The sequence below is a fragment of the Gordonia sp. PvP123 genome (assembly GCF_040547295.1).
GTDB lineage: Bacteria > Actinomycetota > Actinomycetes > Mycobacteriales > Mycobacteriaceae > Gordonia > Gordonia terrae.
Window position 1 is genome coordinate 66522 of the sequence record NZ_JBEPPN010000005.1, and the last position, 18777, is coordinate 85298.

Below are 18777 nucleotides of genomic sequence, written 5' to 3' on the forward strand. Positions count from 1 at the left end.
GTCAGCTCACCGCCCCCACACCCTTGCCGATCAGCGCCACACCGATCACGAGGATGAGGACCGCCATCACCGTCGCGTTGTTCTCCTGTAGCCAGACCTTCACACTGTCCAACGGGGTTCGTAGACGTTGGGCGGCAACCTGGTAAGCGACCACGGGGACGACAACCGACGTGGCTGCGAGCACCGCGAACACCGCAACCACTGCGACATCGTCCGACGTCGACAAGCCGCCGGTCCCGATCGTGACGCCGGCCGCCGCGCAGAGGACCAGGTTCTTCGGGTTGATGGCGGCGAGAGCGAATCCGATGCCCATCGCAGCGGGCGGCTTCATCTCGTCGATGGCCGCCATCCACTTCGGCGTGGCGGATTCGGCGTTCCGAGAACGCCATTGCCGCACGCCTACCACCAGCAACAACACACCGAGACCCATCTTGATCCAGCCCGATGTCGTCGACGACTCACCGCCCGAATCGACGGCGCTGCCCAGCACGACGAAGATCGTGACGGCCACGACGATCCCGGCCAGCCAGCCGATGGCGAAGCCGATGCTAGTGGTCCGGGCATGACGCCCGAGGAGCATCAAGATCGCCGCGATGATGGGGATCGGCGACACGGCCACACCGACCGCCAACGGCAACAGATCTCCGATGACCGAACCCATGGAGCATCCCTACTTCATCTATCCGATTGATGTCCGCTCGATTTCGGCGGAGATCCGACACCGACAACCGACATCGGAGTCGACCGGAGAGGCAAACGGGCGACGGCGTCGTACGCCGTCGCCCGTGTCCTCAACACTCGAACGGGACTCAGACGGTCGTCCCGAGCGCCTTGGACTTCAGGTGCTCGAACTCCTGGGGAGTGATGGCCCCGGAATCGAGCAGCGACTTTGCTTCGGTGATCTGCTGGGTCGGCGAGGTACCGGCGACGGACTTGATGTACTCGTCGGAGGCCTGCTTCGCCTGGCTGTAGGCCTCACGCTGACGCTCGGCCATCCCCTTGCCCTTGGCCAGCAGGTACACGATGGCGGTGAGGTATGGGAAGACGATCAGGAAGATCACCCACGCCGCCTTCTGCCAGCCCGAGGCGGCCTTGTCCCGGAACAGGTCGCTGATGATGTGCCACAGGACGATCAGGTAGGCGACGAACGCGAAGATGACGATCGTGTACCAGATGAAGTCCCAGAATGAATCCCACATGAATAGTCTCCTTTGTCTAGAAGCAAGCCCTGCCCGGCGCACCGGACCCGTGAATCCCTATGAGCATGTCACAGCTCTACGGTGGTCAGCGCAACGAACATAGAAGAAACTCGTGAAATCCTGGGACTGCGGTAATCGATCGGGCAACCCAAGAACGGGATCGATCAACTCCGAAACCCGCGAAGGGCGACATGAACTCTCACACTGCGGTCTCCGGCGTCGAACTCGGGCTCGACACGTTCGGGGACATCACCGCCGACGCCGACAGCACCCGGCGTTCCGGCGCCCAGACGCTCCGCGATCTGCTCGAGCAGGCCGTACTCGCCGACGAGGTGGGCGTCGACTTCCTCGGTGTCGGTGAGCATCACCGGGACGACTACGCGGTGTCGGCACCCGAGGTCGTGCTCGGCGCGATCGCGGCGCGCACCACCCGGATGCGCCTGGGTTCGGCGGTGACCGTGCTCAGCTCCGATGATCCGATCCGCGTCTTCCAGCGATTCGCGACGGTCGACGCCCTGTCGTCGGGACGAGCGGAGGTGATTCTCGGTCGCGGATCGTTCACCGAGTCGTTCCCGCTGTTCGGATTCGACCTCTCCGACTACGAGGAGTTGTTCAGCGACAAACTCGCCCTGTTCGCCGAACTGCGCACCGGCCGACCCGTGTCGTGGTCGGGTTCGACGCGCGGACCGCTGCAGGGGCAGACGGTCTACCCCGAACTCGAGAACCCACCCCTGCCGACCTGGATCGCCGTCGGCGGCAGCCCCGAATCGGTGGTGCGCGCCGCGTCGTACGGGCTGCCCCTCATGCTCGCGATCATCGGCGGCGACCCGCTTCGGTTTCAGCCGTACGTCGACCTCTACCACCGCGCCCTGCGCGAGATGGACAAGTCCCCGTTACCCGTCGGCGTGCATTCGCCGGGCCATGTCGCCGAGACCGACGCCCAGGCACGCGACGAGTTGTGGCCGCATTACCGCGAATACGTCGGTCGCATCGGCCGCGAGCGCGGGTGGCCGCCGCCCACGCACATCGAGTTCGAACGCTCGACCGGACCGGGGGGCTCGCTCTACGTCGGGTCACCCGAGACGGTCGCGCGCAAGATCGCATCCACCGTCCGCGCACTGGGTGTGAGCCGCTTCGATCTGAAGTACTCGCACGGGACACTCGGCCATGCCGAACTGATGCGGAGCATCGAGTTGTACGGGACGCAGGTCATCCCGCGCGTGCGGGAACTGCTCAGCGCCGAGTCAGGGTGAGCTGAAAATCCCCGGCCGGGTCGGTCCAGGTCGCCTCGACGGTCAGGCCCGACGCCTCGAGTTCGCTCTGCAGCGCACCGGGTTCGAACTTGGTGCTGATCTCGGTGTGGATCTCCGTCCCCGCGGGCACCCGCCATGACCGGCCGAGCGCTCCGAAGTAGGCATCGACGTCACGTCGGGCGCGCAACCACATCTCGATGCGGTGCTCGTCGGGATTCCAGCGCGCGATGTGCTCGAAGTCGTCGACGTAGAGCCCGCGCGCATCGAGCCCGGTGCGCAGCACCTCGATCATGTTGCGGTTGAAATCCGCTGTGACACCCGCCCGGTCGTCGTACGCGGCAACCAGACGCCCGGTGTCCTTGATGAGGTCGGTGCCGAGCAGAAAGTAGTCACCGGGCGCGAGTGACGCCGCGAGCCGTCGATAGAACCCGGCGCGGTCGTCGGGTACGAAGTTCCCGATGGTGCCCCCGAGGAACACCGCGAGCCGAGGCCCGTCGGCCGCGGGCAGCTCGAGATCCGGTTCGGTGAAATCAGCGACGACCGGCACGACGTCGATCCCGGGATAGTCGGCCGAGAGCACTTCCGCAGTGGTGGTGAGCATCTCGGTGCTCACATCGACCGGAACGTAGGTCAGGCGCCGATCGGTGCCCATCGCCGCGCTGAACGCGTCGAGCAACAGGCGCGTCTTCGTCGAGGTTCCCGATCCGAGTTCGACGATGACCGCCGCCCCGGTCGTCGCCGCGATCTCCGCGGATCGTGCACGGAGGATGGCGGTCTCGCGGCGCGTCGGGTAGTACTCGTCCAGCCGCGTGATCTCGTCGAACAGCTTGCTGCCGCGCTCGTCGTAGAGCCACTTGGTCGGCAGGGTCGGCGGGTTCTGCCACAGGCCCGACAATGCGTCGGCGGCAAGACCGCTGGTGGTGGTCCCGGAATCGACGCTCGCGTCGCTGTCGAGGGTCATCGGGCGAGTCGCAGCCCCGAGAAGACCCAGCGCGACTGTGCCGGGAAGAAGTTCCGGTAGGTGATCCGCTCGTGGCCGACCGGGGTCACCGCACCGGCACCGCGCAGCACGTGCTGATCGGACATGAACTTGCCGTTGTACTCCCCCACCGCTCCGTTGGCCGGCACGAAACCCGGGTACGGGAGGTAGGCGCTCGCGGTCCACTCCCAGACGTCGCCGACCATCGCAGCACCCGCGCGACCGGGGTGACACCGCTGCGGATCGAGGAGCATTCCGCGTTCGTCGCCCAGCGACGCCGCGGCGATCTCCCACTCGAACTCGGTGGGCAATCGTGCGCCCGCCCATCGCGCGTATGCGTCGGCCTCGTAGAACGAGACATGCAGCACGGGCTCGTCGAGGACGATGGGGCGTCGTCCGGACAGCGTGTAGGTGGTCCACTCCGCGTCCCGGCCGGTGGACCCGGCCCCGGCCTCGTTCCGCCAGTAACCCGGGGCGTCCCAGCCGGTCTCGCGGATCCTCGCCCAGCCGTCGGACAACCAGAACTCGGCACGGCGGTAGCCGTCGTCGGCCATGAACTCCAGCCAGTCCGCATTCGTCACGGCGCGGTCGGCGATCTCGAAGTCCTCCAGGTAGACGCGGTGCCGGGGCCCCTCGTTGTCATAGGAGAACCCGTTGCCCAGAGCACCGATCTCCTGGACGCCGCCGTCGAATCGCCGCCAGCCCAGCGGTTTCGACGTGCCCGGTTCGTCCGGTTCGCGATCGACGTACACCGGGGCGAACACGTTCGTGGAGAACAGATGCTTGATGTCCATGAGCAGAAGCTCCTGGTGCTGCTGCTCGTGATTGCACCCCAGCTCGACGAGCTCGAGGGTCGCGTCGTCCAGAGTCCCGCTCTCGAGCCGATCGACCATGGCAGCGTCGACGTGTTCGCGGTAGCGGGTCACGTCGCGCACTCCGGGCCTGGTGACCAGGCCTCGATCGGGGCGCGGATGTCGTTCTCCGACAGCCTCGTAGTAGCTGTTGAACAGGTAACGGAAGGACTCGTCGTAGACCCGGTATCCGGGATCTTGCCGGAGGACGAACTCCTCGAAGAACCAGGTCACATGTGCCCGATGCCATTTCGCGGGACTGGCCTCGGTCATCGACTGCGGCGTCTGATCCTCGGGTGACAGCCTCGATGCCAACGTGTCGGTCAGCGCACGGACATCGACGAACCGCTGGGCGGCGTCGGTGCGCGAGTTGTGGGTCGGCGACGCCGCGCCGTTCACGGGCACGTCATGCGAGGACTCGGGACGGATCGACGGTTCGGTGATGCTCACTGGAATCCTCCGTGGCAAGAAGGGAGTCGCCGGCGACGTCTTCGCCGATCTCCGCATCCATCGTCACGACGGTTTCCGATCCTGTCAACGAACGCGGCCGAACGCCCCGGTCGCCGCGGTTCGTCAACCAAGGGTTGACGGGCATCGGTCGTCAACCTATGGTTGACGCATGCCTGATACACCTGTCACCATCCGTCTCGACGACCTCATCACCGCGATCCGAAAAGTCCACGACGACCCGCTGGATCAGCTGTCGGACGCCGTCCTCGCCGCCCAGCATCTCGGCGACGTGGCCGACAGCCTGATCGGCCATTTCGTCGACCAGGCACGACGCTCCGGCGCGTCCTGGACATCGATCGGCGCCAGCATGGGGGTGAGCAAACAGGCCGCCCAGAAGCGGTTCGTCGACCGGGTGTCGACGGCGAGCAGCGACGAGGCCCCCGCCGACGACAACCCGTTCTCGCGCTTCACCCCACGCGCGGCGAACGTTCTCATGGCTGCCAACGCAGGCGCGGCCGCCGACCGGGCCGAACACGTGACCCCCGCCCATATCGCGCGGTCCCTCACCGCCGAGCCGACGTCTCTCGTCTTCGTGGTGTTGTCCGAGTTCGGTGTCGACGCAGCCGCGTGGACGACCGCGATCACACCGCTGGTGCCGAGTCCGCGGGACATCCCCGACGCGGAGGCCACCAGCGTGGTGCCCTATGACGAGGCGGCCAAGGCGGTACTCGAGTCGACCGTGGGCGTCGCGGTCGAGCTGGGCCACAACTACATCGGCACCGAACACCTGCTTCTCGGCATGTTCGTCGATGACGGCCTGGCCGGCGCACTCGGCGGACTGGGCCTGACCCCCGAAGCAATTCGGGGGAAGATCGTCGAGGCGCTCGCTCAGGTCATGGAGCAGACGCCGCCGTCCGATTAGCGCACGGTCAGGCCCGAGGGAATGCCTGCGCCGCAACGCTTTCCGTCGAATCGCTTCGGGGTCCGACGGGTGGTGGAGTTCTCGGCGAGACCAAATGAGCGCCCGGCATTAGCATGCGTTCATGGGTCAGGTCATCGTCCACGCATCCGCGGTACCTGCCGGCCACGGCCCTCATCCGGCAGCCAGCCCGTTCGACCGGCGCATCAGCGAGGCCATCGACGTCACGGCTTTCGAGATCTACCAGGTGGAGCTCCCACCGGGCGCCGAAACGGTCGACCACGATCACATCGACGATCGCAACGATGACGTCTACGCCGTCATCGCGGGCAGCGGCTGGGTCGTCGTCGACGACGAACCGACGCCGATCGCGCCGGGCCAGTTCATCTCCGTCGATCTGCAGACCCGCCGTCGCCTACGCGCCGGGCCCGACGGGCTGACCGTCATCGCCGTCTGCGCCGAACAGCGCTGAGGAGAAGGGTTGTGGACGCCCCTACTCCGGGCTGTCCGAGATGTAGTGCACGGCAGCCTCTTCCGCGGAGGCCCCGGCTCCGTCGATCCCGGCGTCCTCGGCGACCGCCTCGGCCTCGGTGTCGATGCCGGAGCCCGCATCCGGGGCGATCAGCCGACCCGCTCGGGTATCCCCGACCTCGTCGTCCTTTTCGAACTCTTCGTCGCGGTCGGAATCATGTGCGCGCCAATCGGTCCGAGAACGTTCCTCGGCGGTGATCTCGTCCAGCGGGTCCACCGCCCCGACGTCGGGCTCCTCCTCGGCGAGCCTCTCGTCGAGCGTCTCCCCCTCGGCCTGCTCGCGGGAGGTCAGCCCGTGCACCGCACCCTTGGGCTCGTAGTCGGGCGGTGAGTACCCCTCGTCGAGGACGTCGTCGACCCCGCGGTCGTCGAGGGTGTCCTCGGGCTGGAGCTGATCGTCCTCGTCGAGGCTGTACTCGCCGTCCGAGCCCTCGGGGGTACTGCCGATGTCGTCCTTCATCCTTGCCACGATGCCAGCCCGTCGGTTGCTCCGCCAGGCGCGCAGGTGCGTGGGTCCTTTGAGCGCTGCGACCGCCGCCCGGTTCGGCGAAACGAGCCATGGTGGATCGCGCTATCGGCGACAATCACAAAGGTGATCGAGGAAATGCAGGCCGAGGCCCAGGCGCTGCTCTCGGCCGGTGAATACGACCACGCGCTGGCCGAGTTCTCCGTGCTCCGCGAGATCAGGTCGCGCCGTGAGGGACCCTATTCGGTGATGTACCTGTCCAATCTGCACGACTGCGTCCGGTGCATGTCTCACCTCATGCTGTGGTCCGACGCCAGTCATCTGTGTCGTGAGTTGCACGGCAAGTACGTGCGCACGCACGGGCGGGCCGAGGCCGACACGGTGGATGTCGCGAAGCACTGGGCCTGGGCGCTCGTGCACCTCCACGAGTACCCACCGGCCGTCCGCTTGTATCTGCTCACCGCCGACGCGCTGTGGGAATCCGATCCGGGCCAGGCGCAACGCCTCCTCGGCGCGGCGGTCATCCACCGGCACGATACCGATCCCCTCGCCCTGCTCTCGCCCGGTCTCATCGACGGCGTCGGCCTCCGTCACGCGGAGGAGGAACGCGAGACGATCGCACGACTCGTCGCCGCCCTCGCCGACACCGGCGCGGTGTCGACGAGCACGGCCACGATCGATGGTCTGGCCTTCGCCTGATCCGTCAGACGACGTCTCGGCGTCGTCGCCGCATGATGTAGCTGTCGGCGCCCATCCGGCCCGCCGACGTGTACCCGACCGCCAGCAGGCCCGCGATCAGCGCCAGCGGCCACTCGTAACCGCCGTCCATGTTCCAGAACCCGGCGTCCCAGTGCACGAAGACGATCGCACCGATCATGTCCGCGATCAGCAGGGTCGCGACGATCGGCAGCAGCAGTCCGAGGATCAGCAGGATGCCGCCGATCAGCTCGACCCAGGTGGCGTAATAGGCCGCCAGCTCCGGGTAGGGCACGTCCATCCCGCCGGGCCCGAAGGCCACCTTGGTGGCATCCATACCCTGCGTGAACAGCTTCTGCCAACCGTGGGCGATGAAGATGATGCCGAGTATCAGGCGCGCGAGAAACTGCGCCACACTACCGAATCCGCTCATTCCGCACTCCTCGAATCGATCGGGCGGGCCGGTTGCGCCGCCGCCAGGTACTCTCTCAGTGTCCGGGACAGCATCGCCCCGTCGCGGGTGAACTGCAGAATCGAGACATCACCACCCAACCGCAACCGCTTCGTGACCGGTCGCAGCGCGTCGCCGACGCGACTCGTCGAAGCGCGTGACCGCACGTCAGCCCGCAGGGCAGAACGGAGTAGGAGTCGAGAGTGCCGGGAAAGTTTGGGCTGGGTTCACGGGGCAATTCCGGGCAACCAGTGTTGGGAGCACCCGCCGACGTCCTCGATCCCTACCTGCCCGACAACGGCAATCTGGGGTATCGGATCTCCCGATACGACCTGGAGCTCGAATACAAGGTCGCCAGCAACCGGCTCGAGGGCACCGCGATCCTGACCGCGACGTCGTACGCCGAGCTCAAACGCTTCACCCTCGACCTGGCGAGTTCGCTCTCGGTGCACCGGGTGTCGGTGAACGACAAGCGCGCCCGCTACTCGCACCGGAACCACAAGCTGACCATCACGCCGGACACTCCGCTCCCCCCGGGTGGAGCCATGACCGTCACGGTCCGGTACCACGGCAGCCCCCACCCGATCCGCGGCCCGTGGGGCGAGGTCGGCTGGGAGGAACTGACCGACGGTGCGCTCTGCGCGAACCAACCCAACGGGGCGGCATCGTGGTTCCCGTGCGATGACCACCCGAGCGCCAAGGCGCCGTACCGGATCTCGATCACCACCGACAGCCCGTACCACGCGCTGGCGAACGGCGTGCTGGAGTCCAAACGTGTCCGCGCCGCGCACACCACCTGGGTGTACGAGCAGGTGGAGCCGATGCCCACCTACCTGGCGTCGATCCAGATCGGCCAATACAAACAGATCTCGTTGGCGTCCAAGCCGATTCCGGTCTCGGGTCTGGTTCCCGCGCGCCTCGAGGAGAACTTCGGCATCGACTTCGGCAAGCAGACCGAGATGGTCTCGGCGTTCATCGAGATGTTCGGGCCCTACCCCTTCCCGCTGTACACCGTCGTGGTGACCGATGACGAGCTCGAGATCCCCATCGAGGCACAGAGTTTCTCCACCTTCGGCGCGAACCACTGTGACGGCAGCCGGCATGCCGAGCGGTTGATCGCCCACGAACTCGCACATCAGTGGTTCGGCAACTCGGTGACCGCGGCCCGGTGGCGCGACATCTGGCTCCACGAGGGTTTCGCCTGTTACGCCGAGTGGCTGTGGAGTCAGCACTCGGGTGGCCGGAGCGCCGACGAGTGGGCGCGTCACTACTACGCGAAACTCGAATCGTCTCCGGTGCGTGTGCCACTCGCCGATCCCGGCCCTCGCAAGATGTTCGACGACTGGATCTACAAGCGCGGCGCACTCACCCTGCACGCACTGCGGCTGACCCTCGGCGACGGGGACTTCTTCGCACTCTTGCAGCGATGGACCGACAAGCACCGCTACGGCTCGGTGACCACCGAGGACTTCATGGCGCTCGCCGCGACCCAGTCGTCGACGCCACTCAAACAACTCTGGGACGACTGGCTGTTCACGCCCGAACTGCCGCCGTTCCCAGGTCCCTCCTGACCGTTCGATGACGACCGATCCGACGACGCCGGGTCCCGACCCGAGTGCGACGGTCCCGTCCGCTGACATGTCCGCCCGTTCGCTGGGTCGGGTCACGATCGCGACGGTTGTCGCGGCCGCGTCGGGATATGCCGTCCTGCTCTTGGCGGCCCGCCATCTCGGCGCCGTCGGTTATGGCGTGTTCGCCGTGTTCTGGGCCGCGTATGGGCTGGTGACCGGCGCGCAGAACGGACAGCTGCAGGAGACCACCCGAACGGTGCGAACCGCGGCGTCGGAGGGCCTCGCCCGGTCGAGGCCGCTGCTGGTGAACACGGGCATCGGTGTGGGCCTCGCCGTTCTCGTCCTGGTGTCGTCACCGCTGTGGAGCGGCCGGGTCTTCACCGCGGACCGCGGACTGTCGGTGCTGCTGCTCGCAGTGGGCGTGGCGAGCTTCGCGGTCTACGCCCACCTGTGTGGCGCATTGTCGGGACGACTGAACTGGTCGTCGTTCGCGATGTTGTTGTCGATCGACGCGCTGATCCGGCTCGCCGGTGCCGGGATCGTGGTGGCAGCCGGCTGGGGCACCACCGCGTTCCTCGTCGTCACCGTCATCGGTTCCGTGTCGTGGTGCGTGGTCCTGGCGGTCTCGGCGACGGCCCGCCGCGCGATCGGCGTTGCCGGCGACATCCCGCCCCGGAGCCTGACGGTCAACACGCTGACCGCGATGGCCGCCGCAGCGGCGAGTGCCGTCCTCGTCATGGGGTTCCCGGTCCTCATCAACCTCACCACCGACCTGCGCGGCGGGTCCGACGCCGACGACACCCGGACGATCGGCGCACTGATCCTCGCCGTCACCCTGACGCGCGCGCCACTGCTGGTGCCGCTCAACAGCTTTCAGGGCGTTCTGATCTCGCGATTCGTCGATGGCCGGGACCGTCGGCTCGCCTCGCTCGGTGTCCCACTCGGGATCGTCGCCGCGGTCGGCGGGGTGGGGGTCCTCGCCGCGTGGCTGCTCGGCCCGTGGTTGCTGAGGTCGGTGTTCGGGGCTGATTTCGATCTCGACGGGCTGGTCGTTGCCGCCCTGACACTCGGCGCGACCTGCCTGGCGCTGCTGACGGTGACCGGCGCCGCCGCGATCGCCGCGGGCGCCCACCGCTGGTATGCGGCCGGTTGGTGGGTGGCGACCCTCGTGGCGGTTGCGATGCTCCTGCTGCCGTTCGACGTCGCGACCCGGACCTGCGTCGCCCTCGTCGTCGGTCCGCTGATCGGGCTCGGTGTGCATCTCGTCGGGGTCCTGCGGGCCTGACCCTTCGTGACGCTCGCAAGCTCGCTCCTCAGGGAGCAGGGGTCCGCTCGCAAGCTCGCTCCTCAGGGAGCAGGGGGGTCCGCTCGCGAGCGCGCTCCTAGCTCGCGGACGACCCCCGCAATCGGCCGATGCCCGGCCCGACGCGAGCGGAGAGGTGGTTCAGCCTCGACGTCGCGTGCCACCTCGCGGCGCGCGCCGCCTTCGGCCAACCGCGCGCGGCGCATCGCTGCGCTTCCTCTGCGAAGAAGCGGTTCTCCTCGGCGAACCGCCGGCCGTCGACCGCCTGGATCGAACTCACCGACGCGCTGTGTCTGCGGTAGGAGAAGACCACCTCAGGGTCGTAGACCAGTGAGCCGTCGGCGCTCGCGAGATCGACGAGAAGCGCCAGGTCGAGGACGATCTCGAGTCCCGGACGGAACCCGACCTCGCGGACGGCGGCGGTTCGCCACAGCAGGGACGGGAAATATGTCCAGTTGCCGTGGTAGAGCGTGGTCGCGAGCCGCTCCCCTGCCAGCACGGTCGCGCGCGGCGGCGCGAGGATCGACTTGATCCGGTCACCCAGCGGTGTGACGGCCTGACCGTTCTCGTCGATGACGTCCACACCGGGCGCGATGACCGCGGCATCGGGGTGGTGGCCGGCCAGCGTGCGGACGGTGCTCAGGTAGTCCCGATGCATGAGGTCGTCGCATCCCATGACGACGAACCAGTCGGCGGTCACCAGGTCGACGCAGCGTCGGAAGTTCCCGTTCACGCCGAGGTTGGTCTCGTTGCGCAGGTAGTGGACCCGGGCATCGCCGAGCGACTCCAGCCACCGTCGGGGCGTCGGATCCGGGTAACAGTCGTCGACGACCACCAGGCGCAACTCCGGGTCGCTCTGCTCGAGAACGCTGGTCACGGCCTGCTGGAACTGGTCGACGTCGCCATAAAACGGCATCATCACGTCGATCGTCACCGGGCAAGACTAACCAGGTCCGAACCCACTGCCGCGCAGGAGGCGTGCCAGACGACAGACACCACGTGGGAGCGGGTTAGGGTTGGTGACCATGGCCGACCCCAGTACCAACGCCGACGTGTGGCTGGTGGTACCCGTGTTCAACGAGGGCCAGGTCATCCGCGAGGTGGCAGCCAAGGCCCGCGAGACGTTTCCCAACATCGTCTGCGTCGACGACGGCAGTTCGGACAACTCGGCCGAGGAGATCCGGGCCGCAGGCGTGCATCTGGTGCGCCACCCCGTGAACCTCGGTCAGGGCGCCGCCATCCAGACCGGCGTCGAATATGCGCGTCGCCGGCCGGGGGCCCGGTTCTTCGTGACGTTCGATGCCGACGGCCAGCATCAGGTCGACGACGTCTCGGCGATGATCGAGCGGTTGCGACGCGAGCCGGTCGACATCATCGTCGGAACCCGCTTCGCCGACGGCCGAAGCGAGTCGGTTCCGTTGCTGCGCCGAATGGCGTTGCGCACCATCGTGTTCCTGAGCCCGCGCACCCGTCGCCTCGGATTGTCCGACGCGCACAACGGGCTTCGCGCTTTCAACAAGACCGTGGCCGATGAGCTCGATCTCCTCATGAGCGGGATGAGCCACGCGTCGGAGTTCATCGCGCTGATCGATCACCACCGGTGGCGGGTGGCCGAACAACCGGTGACGATCCTCTACACCGACTATTCGCGCGCGAAGGGTCAGTCGCTGATCAACGGGGTCAACATCGTCGCCGACGGACTCTTCCACACGCGGATGAGGAAGTGAGGCCTCGATGATCTGGTTCCAGATCCTCGCGATCCTCGGTCTGGTCGCGCTCGTCGGTTTCTTCGTGGTGAACCGCGGAACGGCTCGCGCATCAGCGGGTGTCAAGCTGCTGTTCGTCGCGTTCATCGGATTCGGCCTCTACGCGATGCTGCGTCAGGACGATGTCACCTGGGTCGCCAACAAGATCGGCATCCAGCGCGGCCTCGACCTGGTGCTGTTCCTGTTGGTCATCGCGTTCGCGTTCACCACGGTGTCGACGTATCTGCGGTTCCGCGATCTCGAGGTCAAATACGCGCGCCTGGCCCGCGCCATCGCGCTGCAGGACGCCGAGCGGGAGCACCGGGGCGGACCAGGCGACTAGCGTCCGACCGTCACCTCCTGAGCCGTTGCATCCGCCGACTCGGGTTGTTCGTTGTCATCATCGACGGCAGAACGCCTTACGGTCGTGGCCACCTGAAACATGCCGGCGACGATGGAGGCGTACAGAACGAGCTCGCCGAAGTTGCCGAGCCAGAGAACCGACATACCCCCCGCCGCGGTGACCAGCATCATGACCGACCCGATGAGCAGCCAGCACGATCGGGCCTGACGCCAGGCGGACACACCGATCGCGATGAGCAGCAGCACGGTGCCCAGCGCCGGGATCGGCTGGCCGGCAGCCGCCGCGTTGGCGTACCGCAGCGCGTCACCGTCAGTCTCCGGCGTCAGATCCAGCGCCACGAACAGTTCGACGATCCCGACGACCACGAGCGCGGCGACCAGGAGGGCCCCGACAACGACGACCGAGCGGCGCCACCGAACTCCCAGACGCCAGACCAGGATCGCCGCGGCCACCACGATCAGCGGGGTCATCAGACCGTGAATCCAGAAGCGCGGCAGATTGATCGCGTGGAGCACGTCGCCGAATCCGACCATGCGTCCGACCGCGACCGCGACATTGTCGAACGTCAGCGCAACCCCGAGGAGGACCACGAGCCAGGTCACCGCCCCGCACGATCGCCTCAGGTGGAGCGCACACGCGGTCAACGCGATCATCCCCAGCCCTATCGCGGCCATGATCGCCGAATTTCCCAACAGTTCCGAGAGCATCCGCTCGCCACCTCCCAACACTCAGCCTACTGAACGATTCGGAGACCCGAGGCCGGCGGACTGGTCGCCCGAGGAACTTCGCATTCACCCTTGCGTCTACGTATACATCTACTTATAGTTGGCGCATGCCCAACAAGACCATCTACGTCTCCGACGAGGACATCAAGGTCCTCGAACGCGCTCAACAGGTGTCGGGAGGCAATCTCTCCGGCGCGGTCGTCGAAGCGTTGCGCGCCTACGTCCGGGCGGCCGATTACCGCGACGCGGGCTACGAGGAGGTGGTCCTGCGGGACGGACCCGACGGCGTCCGACGCAAGCGATTCTTCGGTCGACTCCTGGCCGAGGAGACCGAGTACGACGAGGCCACCGGCAACGCGACGAAATTGAGCGCCTACGAGGGTCGCACGGGCAAGATCGTCCTCGCGGTCCACCACGTCGACTGGGCGAACTACGGGGTGACCCATCGGCAGAAGACCGGCAACTGGCTGAAGGACTTGACCGGTCTGCCCAGCGTCCGCAGCCTGTTCACCGCCGACCTCCCCGACTGGGGTGACTACCGCGTCGACATCGTCGACACTGCCGAGCAACTCAAACCTCTTGTCCCCGAGCGGTTCTACGCGCGCACCGCAGCCGCCCTCCGACCCGAGGTCGAAGACCTGGACGTGTGACAGTCGAAGACCCTTCGTGACGCTTCGCTCCTCAGGGAGCAGGGGTAATCCCACCCGACCGACCCGCTAGCACAACCGAGCACTTCCGACGACGTCCATCAGGGATGGCCGTCTACCCACCTATGCATATATGCGCATGTGTTTATTCATTTTTCCATCCACCGTAGGGAGCACGATCATGACAACGACCGCCATCCGCGCCACCGGACTCACGAAGTCCTTCGGCGATCACACCGTCCTCGACGGTATCGATCTCGAGGTACCCGCGGGCAGCGTGTTCGCACTACTCGGTCCCAACGGTTCGGGAAAGACGACCACGGTCAAGATCTTGTCCACGTTGTCGCACCCGGACGCCGGGGACGTGGAGATCGCCGGCCGCGATCCGCGAACCGACCGCGCGGAGATCTGCGCCCAGATCGGTCTGACCGGCCAGTTCGCCGCCGTCGACACCTTGCTGACCGGACGGGAGAACCTCACCATGGTCGCCCGGTTGCGGCACCTGTCGAAGACGGCGACCCGCGAACGGGTCGATCGGCTGCTCGCCGACTTCGACCTCACCGAGGCCGCCGACCGTCGGGTCGCCGAGTACTCCGGCGGCATGACCAGGCGCCTCGACCTGGCCATGACGCTGGTGGGCGAACCGGCGATCATCTTTCTCGACGAGCCGACGACCGGACTCGACCCACGGTCTCGTCGCACGGTGTGGGACACCGTCCGCGGCCTTGTCGCCGGCGGCACGACCATCTTCCTCACCACGCAGTACCTGGAGGAGGCCGACCATCTCGCCGACCGCATCGCCGTGCTCGACCGGGGCCGGATCGTGGCCGAGGGCACGGCCGCCGAACTGAAACGACTCGTCCCCGGCGGGTATATCCGGATCGACTTCACCGACGCCGACGACCTCGAACGGGCGCGGGTCCGCTTCCCATCGGCGGTGGACACCCCGGGCGAGAACACCCTCGCCGTGCCGGGGGGTGCCGGCATCGGCGCGGTCCGGGACGTCCTGTCCACCCTCGACGAAGCGAACATCGACGCCTCCGGGATCTCGGTGCACACACCGGATCTCGACGACGTCTTCCTCACGATCACCGGCCGCGCCGCCGCCACCAACTAAGGAGAAGCCATGACCACCACGCTCGACCACACCCTGTCGGACTCCGCTGTGATGGTGCGACGCAATCTGATCCGGTTGCGGCGTTATCCCACCATGATGTTCTCGACGATCGCCATGCCGGTGGTGATCCTGCTGATGATGACCTACTTCTTCGGCGGTGCCATCGAGAGCGCACTGTCCGCGGACGGACCGATCGACGGAAAGTACATCAACTATCTGCTGCCCGGCCTGCTCCTCTTCGTGCCGTCGTTCCTGACGGTGGCGGTGGCTGTCTCGGTCAACCAGGACGTCACCGAGGGCATCATCAACCGGTTGCGATCGCTGGCCACTCCGCCGACGGCGATCCTGGCAGGACACTTCGTCGGCGCCCTGATCCAGGGTGTCGTCGCGGTCTGCTTCCTGTTGGCGGTGGCCTTCGCACTCGGATTCCGCGCCGACGCAAGCCTTCTCGACTGGTTCGCGGCCGGCGGGCTGCTCCTGCTGCTGACCGCGGGCCTGGTGTGGATCGCGGTGGCCATGGGCGTCGTCGCGCCGAACCCCGAGAGTGCCAGCAACATGCCCTTGCCGTTGCTGTTCCTGCCCTACCTGGGCAGTGGGCTGGTCCCGACCGACAGCATGCCGAACGGCGTCCGCCAGTTCGCCGAGTACCAGCCGTTCAGTCCGATCGCCGACACGCTTCGCGGACTCCTCATGGGTCTCGACATCAGCGATCGCTGGCCGTGGGCGCTGGGCTGGTGTGTGGTGTTCCTGGTCGTCGGTTACTTCTGGGCGGTCACCGCCTTCCGGCGGTCGACCAACGGCTGACTTCCGCCCGCCCCGGCACGTGTACGGCCACGCCGTACACGTTTCGGCGTTCGGACGCCTCAGCTACGTCGGGCCCGCAGGAACTCGGCCACCTCGTCGTAAACCGGGAGCAGGCCCGACTCACGTGCCTCGGAAAGCCCCGGCGCAGCGGTGTCCTTCGGGGAGAGTTCGAATTCCAGGGGTGAACCGTCGCGTGCCCGCGTCGGCCAGTCGATGGCGAGCTCGGGATCGAGCGGATTGATGCCGTGTTCACCGGTCGGGTTGTAACCGGTGGAGCAGAGGTAGGTCACGGTCGAGTTGTCGGCGAGGGCACAGAACGCGTGTCCGAGTCCCTCTGCGAGGTAGACCGCCCGGCGGTCGACATCGTCGAGCAGGACGGTGTCGTACGCACCGAAAGTGGGTGAGCCGACCCGGATGTCGACGATGACATCGAGGATCGCACCGCTGGGGCAGGTGACGTACTTGGCCTGTCCCGGCGGGACGTCGGCGAAGTGGACACCGCGGAGGACGCCGGCGGCCGACACCGAGAGATTCACCTGCGCGAGGTCGAAGCGGTGCCCGATGGCCTCGGCCAGCACATCGGCCTTGAACGCCTCCGCGAACAACCCCCGGGCGTCGCCGTGCTGGACCGGCGTGAACTCCCAGGCACCCTCGATGGCGAGTGGGCGGACCTTCATGAGAAGCCTTTCGCGTCAGAAACCCTTGCCACGCTGAAGGAGCTCCAGCAGGTAGTCACCGTAACCCGACTTGCGCAATGTGTCGGCCCGAGCCCGCAGCTCATCGTCGTCCAGATAACCCTGGCGCCAGGCGATCTCTTCCGGAACAGCGATTTTCAGCCCTTGCCGTTGTTCGACGGTGCGCACGAAGTTGCCGGCGTCGAGCAGGCTGTCGAACGTTCCGGTGTCGAGCCAGGCCGTCCCGCGGGGCAGCACGGTGACCGACAGCTTGCCGCGGTCGAGGTAGTGCGCGTTGACGTCGGTGATCTCGTATTCGCCGCGGGCGCTGGGCTTCAGGTCACGGGCGATGTCGACGACGTCGTTGTCGTAGAAGTACAGACCGGGCACCGCGAAGTTCGACTTCGGGTCGGCGGGCTTTTCTTCCAGCGAGATGGCGGTGCCGTCGGCGTCGAAGTCGACGACGCCGTAGGCCTCCGGGTTGGCCACCCAGTAGGCGAAGACCGCACCGCCGTCGACGTTCTCGAAACCCTGCAGCCGGCTGCCGAGACCGGGGCCGTAGAAGATGTTGTCGCCGAGCACGAGTGCGACCGACTCGGTCCCGACGTGCTCGGCGCCGAGGACGAAGGCCTGGGCGAGGCCGTCGGGCGAGGGCTGGGTCTTGTAGGTCAGGTTGATGCCGAACTGGTCCCCGTTGCCGAGCAGGTTCTCGAAGGCCGGGGCGTCGTGCGGGGTGGTGATGATCAGGATGTCGCGGATGCCGGCCAGCATGAGCGTCGAGAGCGGGTAGTAGATCATCGGTTTGTCGTAGACCGGGACGAGCTGTTTGCTCACCCCCTGCGTGATGGGGTGAAGCCGGGTGCCCGTACCGCCGGCCAGGATGATCCCTTTCATGGCGATCAGGGTAATGCCCGACACCCTTCGCGACGCCAGGTGCGTCGTGCCACCATGCGTTCACCCGGGACGCCCGCACCGGCTGCTCGGTAGAGTGACGGCGTCCACCGACCTCGACGAAAGGCGTCGCACGTGCGTGTTCTCGTGACCGGGGGTGCCGGGTTCATCGGCGCCAACTTCGTGCTGCGCACGCTGGCCACCCGCCCCGACACCTCGATCCGGGTACTGGACAAACTCACCTACGCCGCCAACCCCGACACCCTCGCCCCGGTCGCCGACCGCGTCGAACTCGTCGAGGGCGACATCACCGACGCCGCCCTCGTCGACCGCCTGGTCGCCGAGGCCGACCTCGTCGTGCACTTCGCCGCCGAATCCCACAACGACAACTCCCTGGCCGACCCGTCGGCCTTCGTCACCACCAACCTCGTGGGCACCTACACCCTGCTCGAAGCCGTCCGCACCCACCAGGTGCGCTACCACCACATCAGCACCGACGAGGTCTACGGCGACCTCGACCTCGACGACCCCGCCCGCTTCACCGAGACCACCGCCTACAACCCGTCGAGCCCCTACTCCTCGACCAAGGCCGGCAGCGACCTCCTCGTCCGCGCCTGGGTCCGCTCCTTCGGCGTCGCCGCGACCATCTCCAACTGCTCCAACAACTACGGCCCCTACCAGCACATCGAGAAGTTCATCCCCCGCCAGATCACCAACGTGCTCTCCGGCGTGCGCCCCAAGCTCTACGGCGACGGCCGCAACATCCGCGACTGGATCCACGTCGACGACCACAACGACGCCGTCTGGACCATCATCGACCGCGGCCGCATCGGTGAGACCTACCTCATCGGCGCCGACGGCGAAATCGACAACCGCACCGTCGTGGAAACCATCCTCGAACTCCTCGACCAGCCCACCGACGCCTTCGACTTCGTCACCGACCGCCCCGGCCACGACCGCCGCTACGCCATCGACTCCACCCGCCTGCGCACCGAACTCGGCTGGACCCCCTCCTACCTCGACTTCCGCACCGGCCTGGCCGCCACCATCGACTGGTACCGCGACCACGCCGCCTGGTGGCAACCCACCAAAGAATCAGTCGAACAGAAATACGCCGCCACCGAACGCGTCACCGGGTAGC

Annotated in this window: 22 protein-coding genes; 12 read left to right on the plus strand and 10 right to left on the minus strand. The window is 66.9% G+C overall.

Annotation, left to right across the window (positions count from 1 at the left end; translation table 11 throughout):
- Position 1: 1 nt before the first annotated feature.
- Together ABIC25_RS10550 and ABIC25_RS10555 are read right to left on the minus strand one after the other, a co-directional pair.
- A complete protein-coding gene (locus ABIC25_RS10550; protein ID WP_354561335.1) occupies positions 2-661 on the minus strand; it encodes a GAP family protein in 660 nt (219 codons plus the stop codon).
- Positions 662-809: 148 nt separating this feature from the next.
- Positions 810-1199 carry an SHOCT domain-containing protein gene (locus ABIC25_RS10555; protein WP_354561336.1) on the minus strand — a complete coding sequence of 130 codons (390 nt, stop codon included), beginning with the start codon at positions 1197-1199 and terminating at the stop codon, positions 810-812.
- 191 nt (positions 1200-1390) lie between these two features.
- Here ABIC25_RS10555 and ABIC25_RS10560 point away from each other — a divergent pair, with 191 nt between their 5' ends.
- Positions 1391-2452, plus strand: coding sequence for an LLM class flavin-dependent oxidoreductase (locus tag ABIC25_RS10560; protein ID WP_354561338.1), 1062 nt, complete (start codon positions 1391-1393; stop codon positions 2450-2452).
- Here ABIC25_RS10560 and egtD read toward each other — a convergent pair.
- A complete protein-coding gene (gene egtD / locus ABIC25_RS10565; RefSeq protein WP_354561339.1) occupies positions 2433-3413 on the minus strand; it encodes an L-histidine N(alpha)-methyltransferase in 981 nt (326 codons plus the stop codon). The two genes, ABIC25_RS10560 and egtD, sit on opposite strands and share 20 nt — an antisense overlap.
- A complete protein-coding gene (egtB, locus tag ABIC25_RS10570) occupies positions 3410-4732 on the minus strand; it encodes an ergothioneine biosynthesis protein EgtB (protein ID WP_354595832.1) in 1323 nt (440 codons plus the stop codon). Before egtB ends, egtD begins: the two co-directional genes overlap by 4 nt.
- A gap of 169 nt (positions 4733-4901) precedes the next feature.
- On the opposite strand from egtB, the gene ABIC25_RS10575 reads away from it, so the two are divergent.
- Both ABIC25_RS10575 and ABIC25_RS10580 read left to right on the plus strand, forming a co-directional pair.
- Complete coding sequence (locus ABIC25_RS10575; protein ID WP_354561341.1) at positions 4902-5654, plus strand: Clp protease N-terminal domain-containing protein; 753 nt, start codon at positions 4902-4904, stop codon at positions 5652-5654.
- A gap of 121 nt (positions 5655-5775) precedes the next feature.
- A complete protein-coding gene (locus tag ABIC25_RS10580) occupies positions 5776-6123 on the plus strand; it encodes a cupin domain-containing protein (RefSeq protein WP_354561342.1) in 348 nt (115 codons plus the stop codon).
- 21 nt (positions 6124-6144) lie between these two features.
- Here the strand turns inward: ABIC25_RS10580 and ABIC25_RS10585 are convergent, their stop codons facing one another.
- Positions 6145-6642 (minus strand): DUF5709 domain-containing protein, encoded by a 498-nt coding sequence (locus ABIC25_RS10585; protein ID WP_354561344.1) that lies wholly within the window; start codon positions 6640-6642, stop codon positions 6145-6147.
- Positions 6643-6774: 132 nt separating this feature from the next.
- Between ABIC25_RS10585 and ABIC25_RS10590 the strand changes: the two genes are divergently transcribed.
- The gene (locus tag ABIC25_RS10590; RefSeq protein WP_064570965.1) at positions 6775-7347 is read left to right on the plus strand and encodes a hypothetical protein; all 573 of its coding nucleotides are present in this window, start codon (positions 6775-6777) and stop codon (positions 7345-7347) included.
- Between the two features lie 4 nt (positions 7348-7351).
- Here ABIC25_RS10590 and ABIC25_RS10595 read toward each other — a convergent pair whose 3' ends face one another.
- The gene (locus tag ABIC25_RS10595; RefSeq protein WP_004019708.1) at positions 7352-7777 is read right to left on the minus strand and encodes a DoxX family protein; all 426 of its coding nucleotides are present in this window, start codon (positions 7775-7777) and stop codon (positions 7352-7354) included.
- 221 nt (positions 7778-7998) lie between these two features.
- On the opposite strand from ABIC25_RS10595, the gene ABIC25_RS10600 reads away from it, so the two are divergent.
- Positions 7999-9366 carry a M1 family metallopeptidase gene (locus ABIC25_RS10600; RefSeq protein WP_004019707.1) on the plus strand — a complete coding sequence of 456 codons (1368 nt, stop codon included), beginning with the start codon at positions 7999-8001 and terminating at the stop codon, positions 9364-9366.
- A gap of 7 nt (positions 9367-9373) precedes the next feature.
- The gene (locus tag ABIC25_RS10605) at positions 9374-10651 is read left to right on the plus strand and encodes a lipopolysaccharide biosynthesis protein (RefSeq protein ID WP_354561346.1); all 1278 of its coding nucleotides are present in this window, start codon (positions 9374-9376) and stop codon (positions 10649-10651) included.
- A 97-nt stretch (positions 10652-10748) separates the two neighbouring features.
- Here ABIC25_RS10605 and ABIC25_RS10610 read toward each other — a convergent pair whose 3' ends face one another.
- Positions 10749-11603, minus strand: a complete 855-nt coding sequence (locus tag ABIC25_RS10610; protein ID WP_354561347.1) for a glycosyltransferase family 2 protein — start codon at positions 11601-11603, stop codon at positions 10749-10751.
- A gap of 91 nt (positions 11604-11694) precedes the next feature.
- Here ABIC25_RS10610 and ppgS point away from each other — a divergent pair, with 91 nt between their 5' ends.
- Positions 11695-12396 (plus strand): polyprenyl-phospho-N-acetylgalactosaminyl synthase PpgS, encoded by a 702-nt coding sequence (gene ppgS / locus ABIC25_RS10615; RefSeq protein WP_004023608.1) that lies wholly within the window; start codon positions 11695-11697, stop codon positions 12394-12396.
- A 7-nt stretch (positions 12397-12403) separates the two neighbouring features.
- Positions 12404-12757: a DUF2304 domain-containing protein gene (locus ABIC25_RS10620; RefSeq protein ID WP_004023609.1), complete on the plus strand. Its 354-nt coding sequence runs from the start codon at positions 12404-12406 to the stop codon at positions 12755-12757.
- Here ABIC25_RS10620 and ABIC25_RS10625 read toward each other — a convergent pair.
- Positions 12754-13485 carry a hypothetical protein gene (locus tag ABIC25_RS10625; RefSeq protein ID WP_354561349.1) on the minus strand — a complete coding sequence of 244 codons (732 nt, stop codon included), beginning with the start codon at positions 13483-13485 and terminating at the stop codon, positions 12754-12756. The genes ABIC25_RS10620 and ABIC25_RS10625 overlap by 4 nt on opposite strands.
- A 125-nt stretch (positions 13486-13610) precedes the next feature.
- On the opposite strand from ABIC25_RS10625, the gene ABIC25_RS10630 reads away from it, so the two are divergent.
- From ABIC25_RS10630 to ABIC25_RS10640, 3 genes are all read left to right on the plus strand, one after another.
- Entirely contained in the window at positions 13611-14153 is a 543-nt protein-coding gene (locus ABIC25_RS10630; protein WP_354561351.1) for an EXLDI protein, read from the plus strand.
- A gap of 178 nt (positions 14154-14331) precedes the next feature.
- Complete coding sequence (locus ABIC25_RS10635; protein WP_354561352.1) at positions 14332-15267, plus strand: ABC transporter ATP-binding protein; 936 nt, start codon at positions 14332-14334, stop codon at positions 15265-15267.
- Between the two features lie 9 nt (positions 15268-15276).
- Positions 15277-16071 carry an ABC transporter permease gene (locus ABIC25_RS10640; RefSeq protein WP_064570959.1) on the plus strand — a complete coding sequence of 265 codons (795 nt, stop codon included), beginning with the start codon at positions 15277-15279 and terminating at the stop codon, positions 16069-16071.
- Between the two features lie 59 nt (positions 16072-16130).
- On the opposite strand, the gene ABIC25_RS10645 is transcribed toward ABIC25_RS10640, so the two are convergent.
- A complete protein-coding gene (locus ABIC25_RS10645) occupies positions 16131-16748 on the minus strand; it encodes a dTDP-4-dehydrorhamnose 3,5-epimerase family protein (protein WP_004023614.1) in 618 nt (205 codons plus the stop codon).
- 15 nt (positions 16749-16763) lie between these two features.
- Positions 16764-17639, minus strand: coding sequence for a glucose-1-phosphate thymidylyltransferase RfbA (gene rfbA, locus ABIC25_RS10650; RefSeq protein WP_354561353.1), 876 nt, complete (start codon positions 17637-17639; stop codon positions 16764-16766).
- A 132-nt stretch (positions 17640-17771) separates the two neighbouring features.
- Here rfbA and rfbB point away from each other — a divergent pair, with 132 nt between their 5' ends.
- Positions 17772-18776, plus strand: coding sequence for a dTDP-glucose 4,6-dehydratase (rfbB, locus tag ABIC25_RS10655; RefSeq protein WP_354561355.1), 1005 nt, complete (start codon positions 17772-17774; stop codon positions 18774-18776).
- Position 18777: the final 1 nt, after the last annotated feature.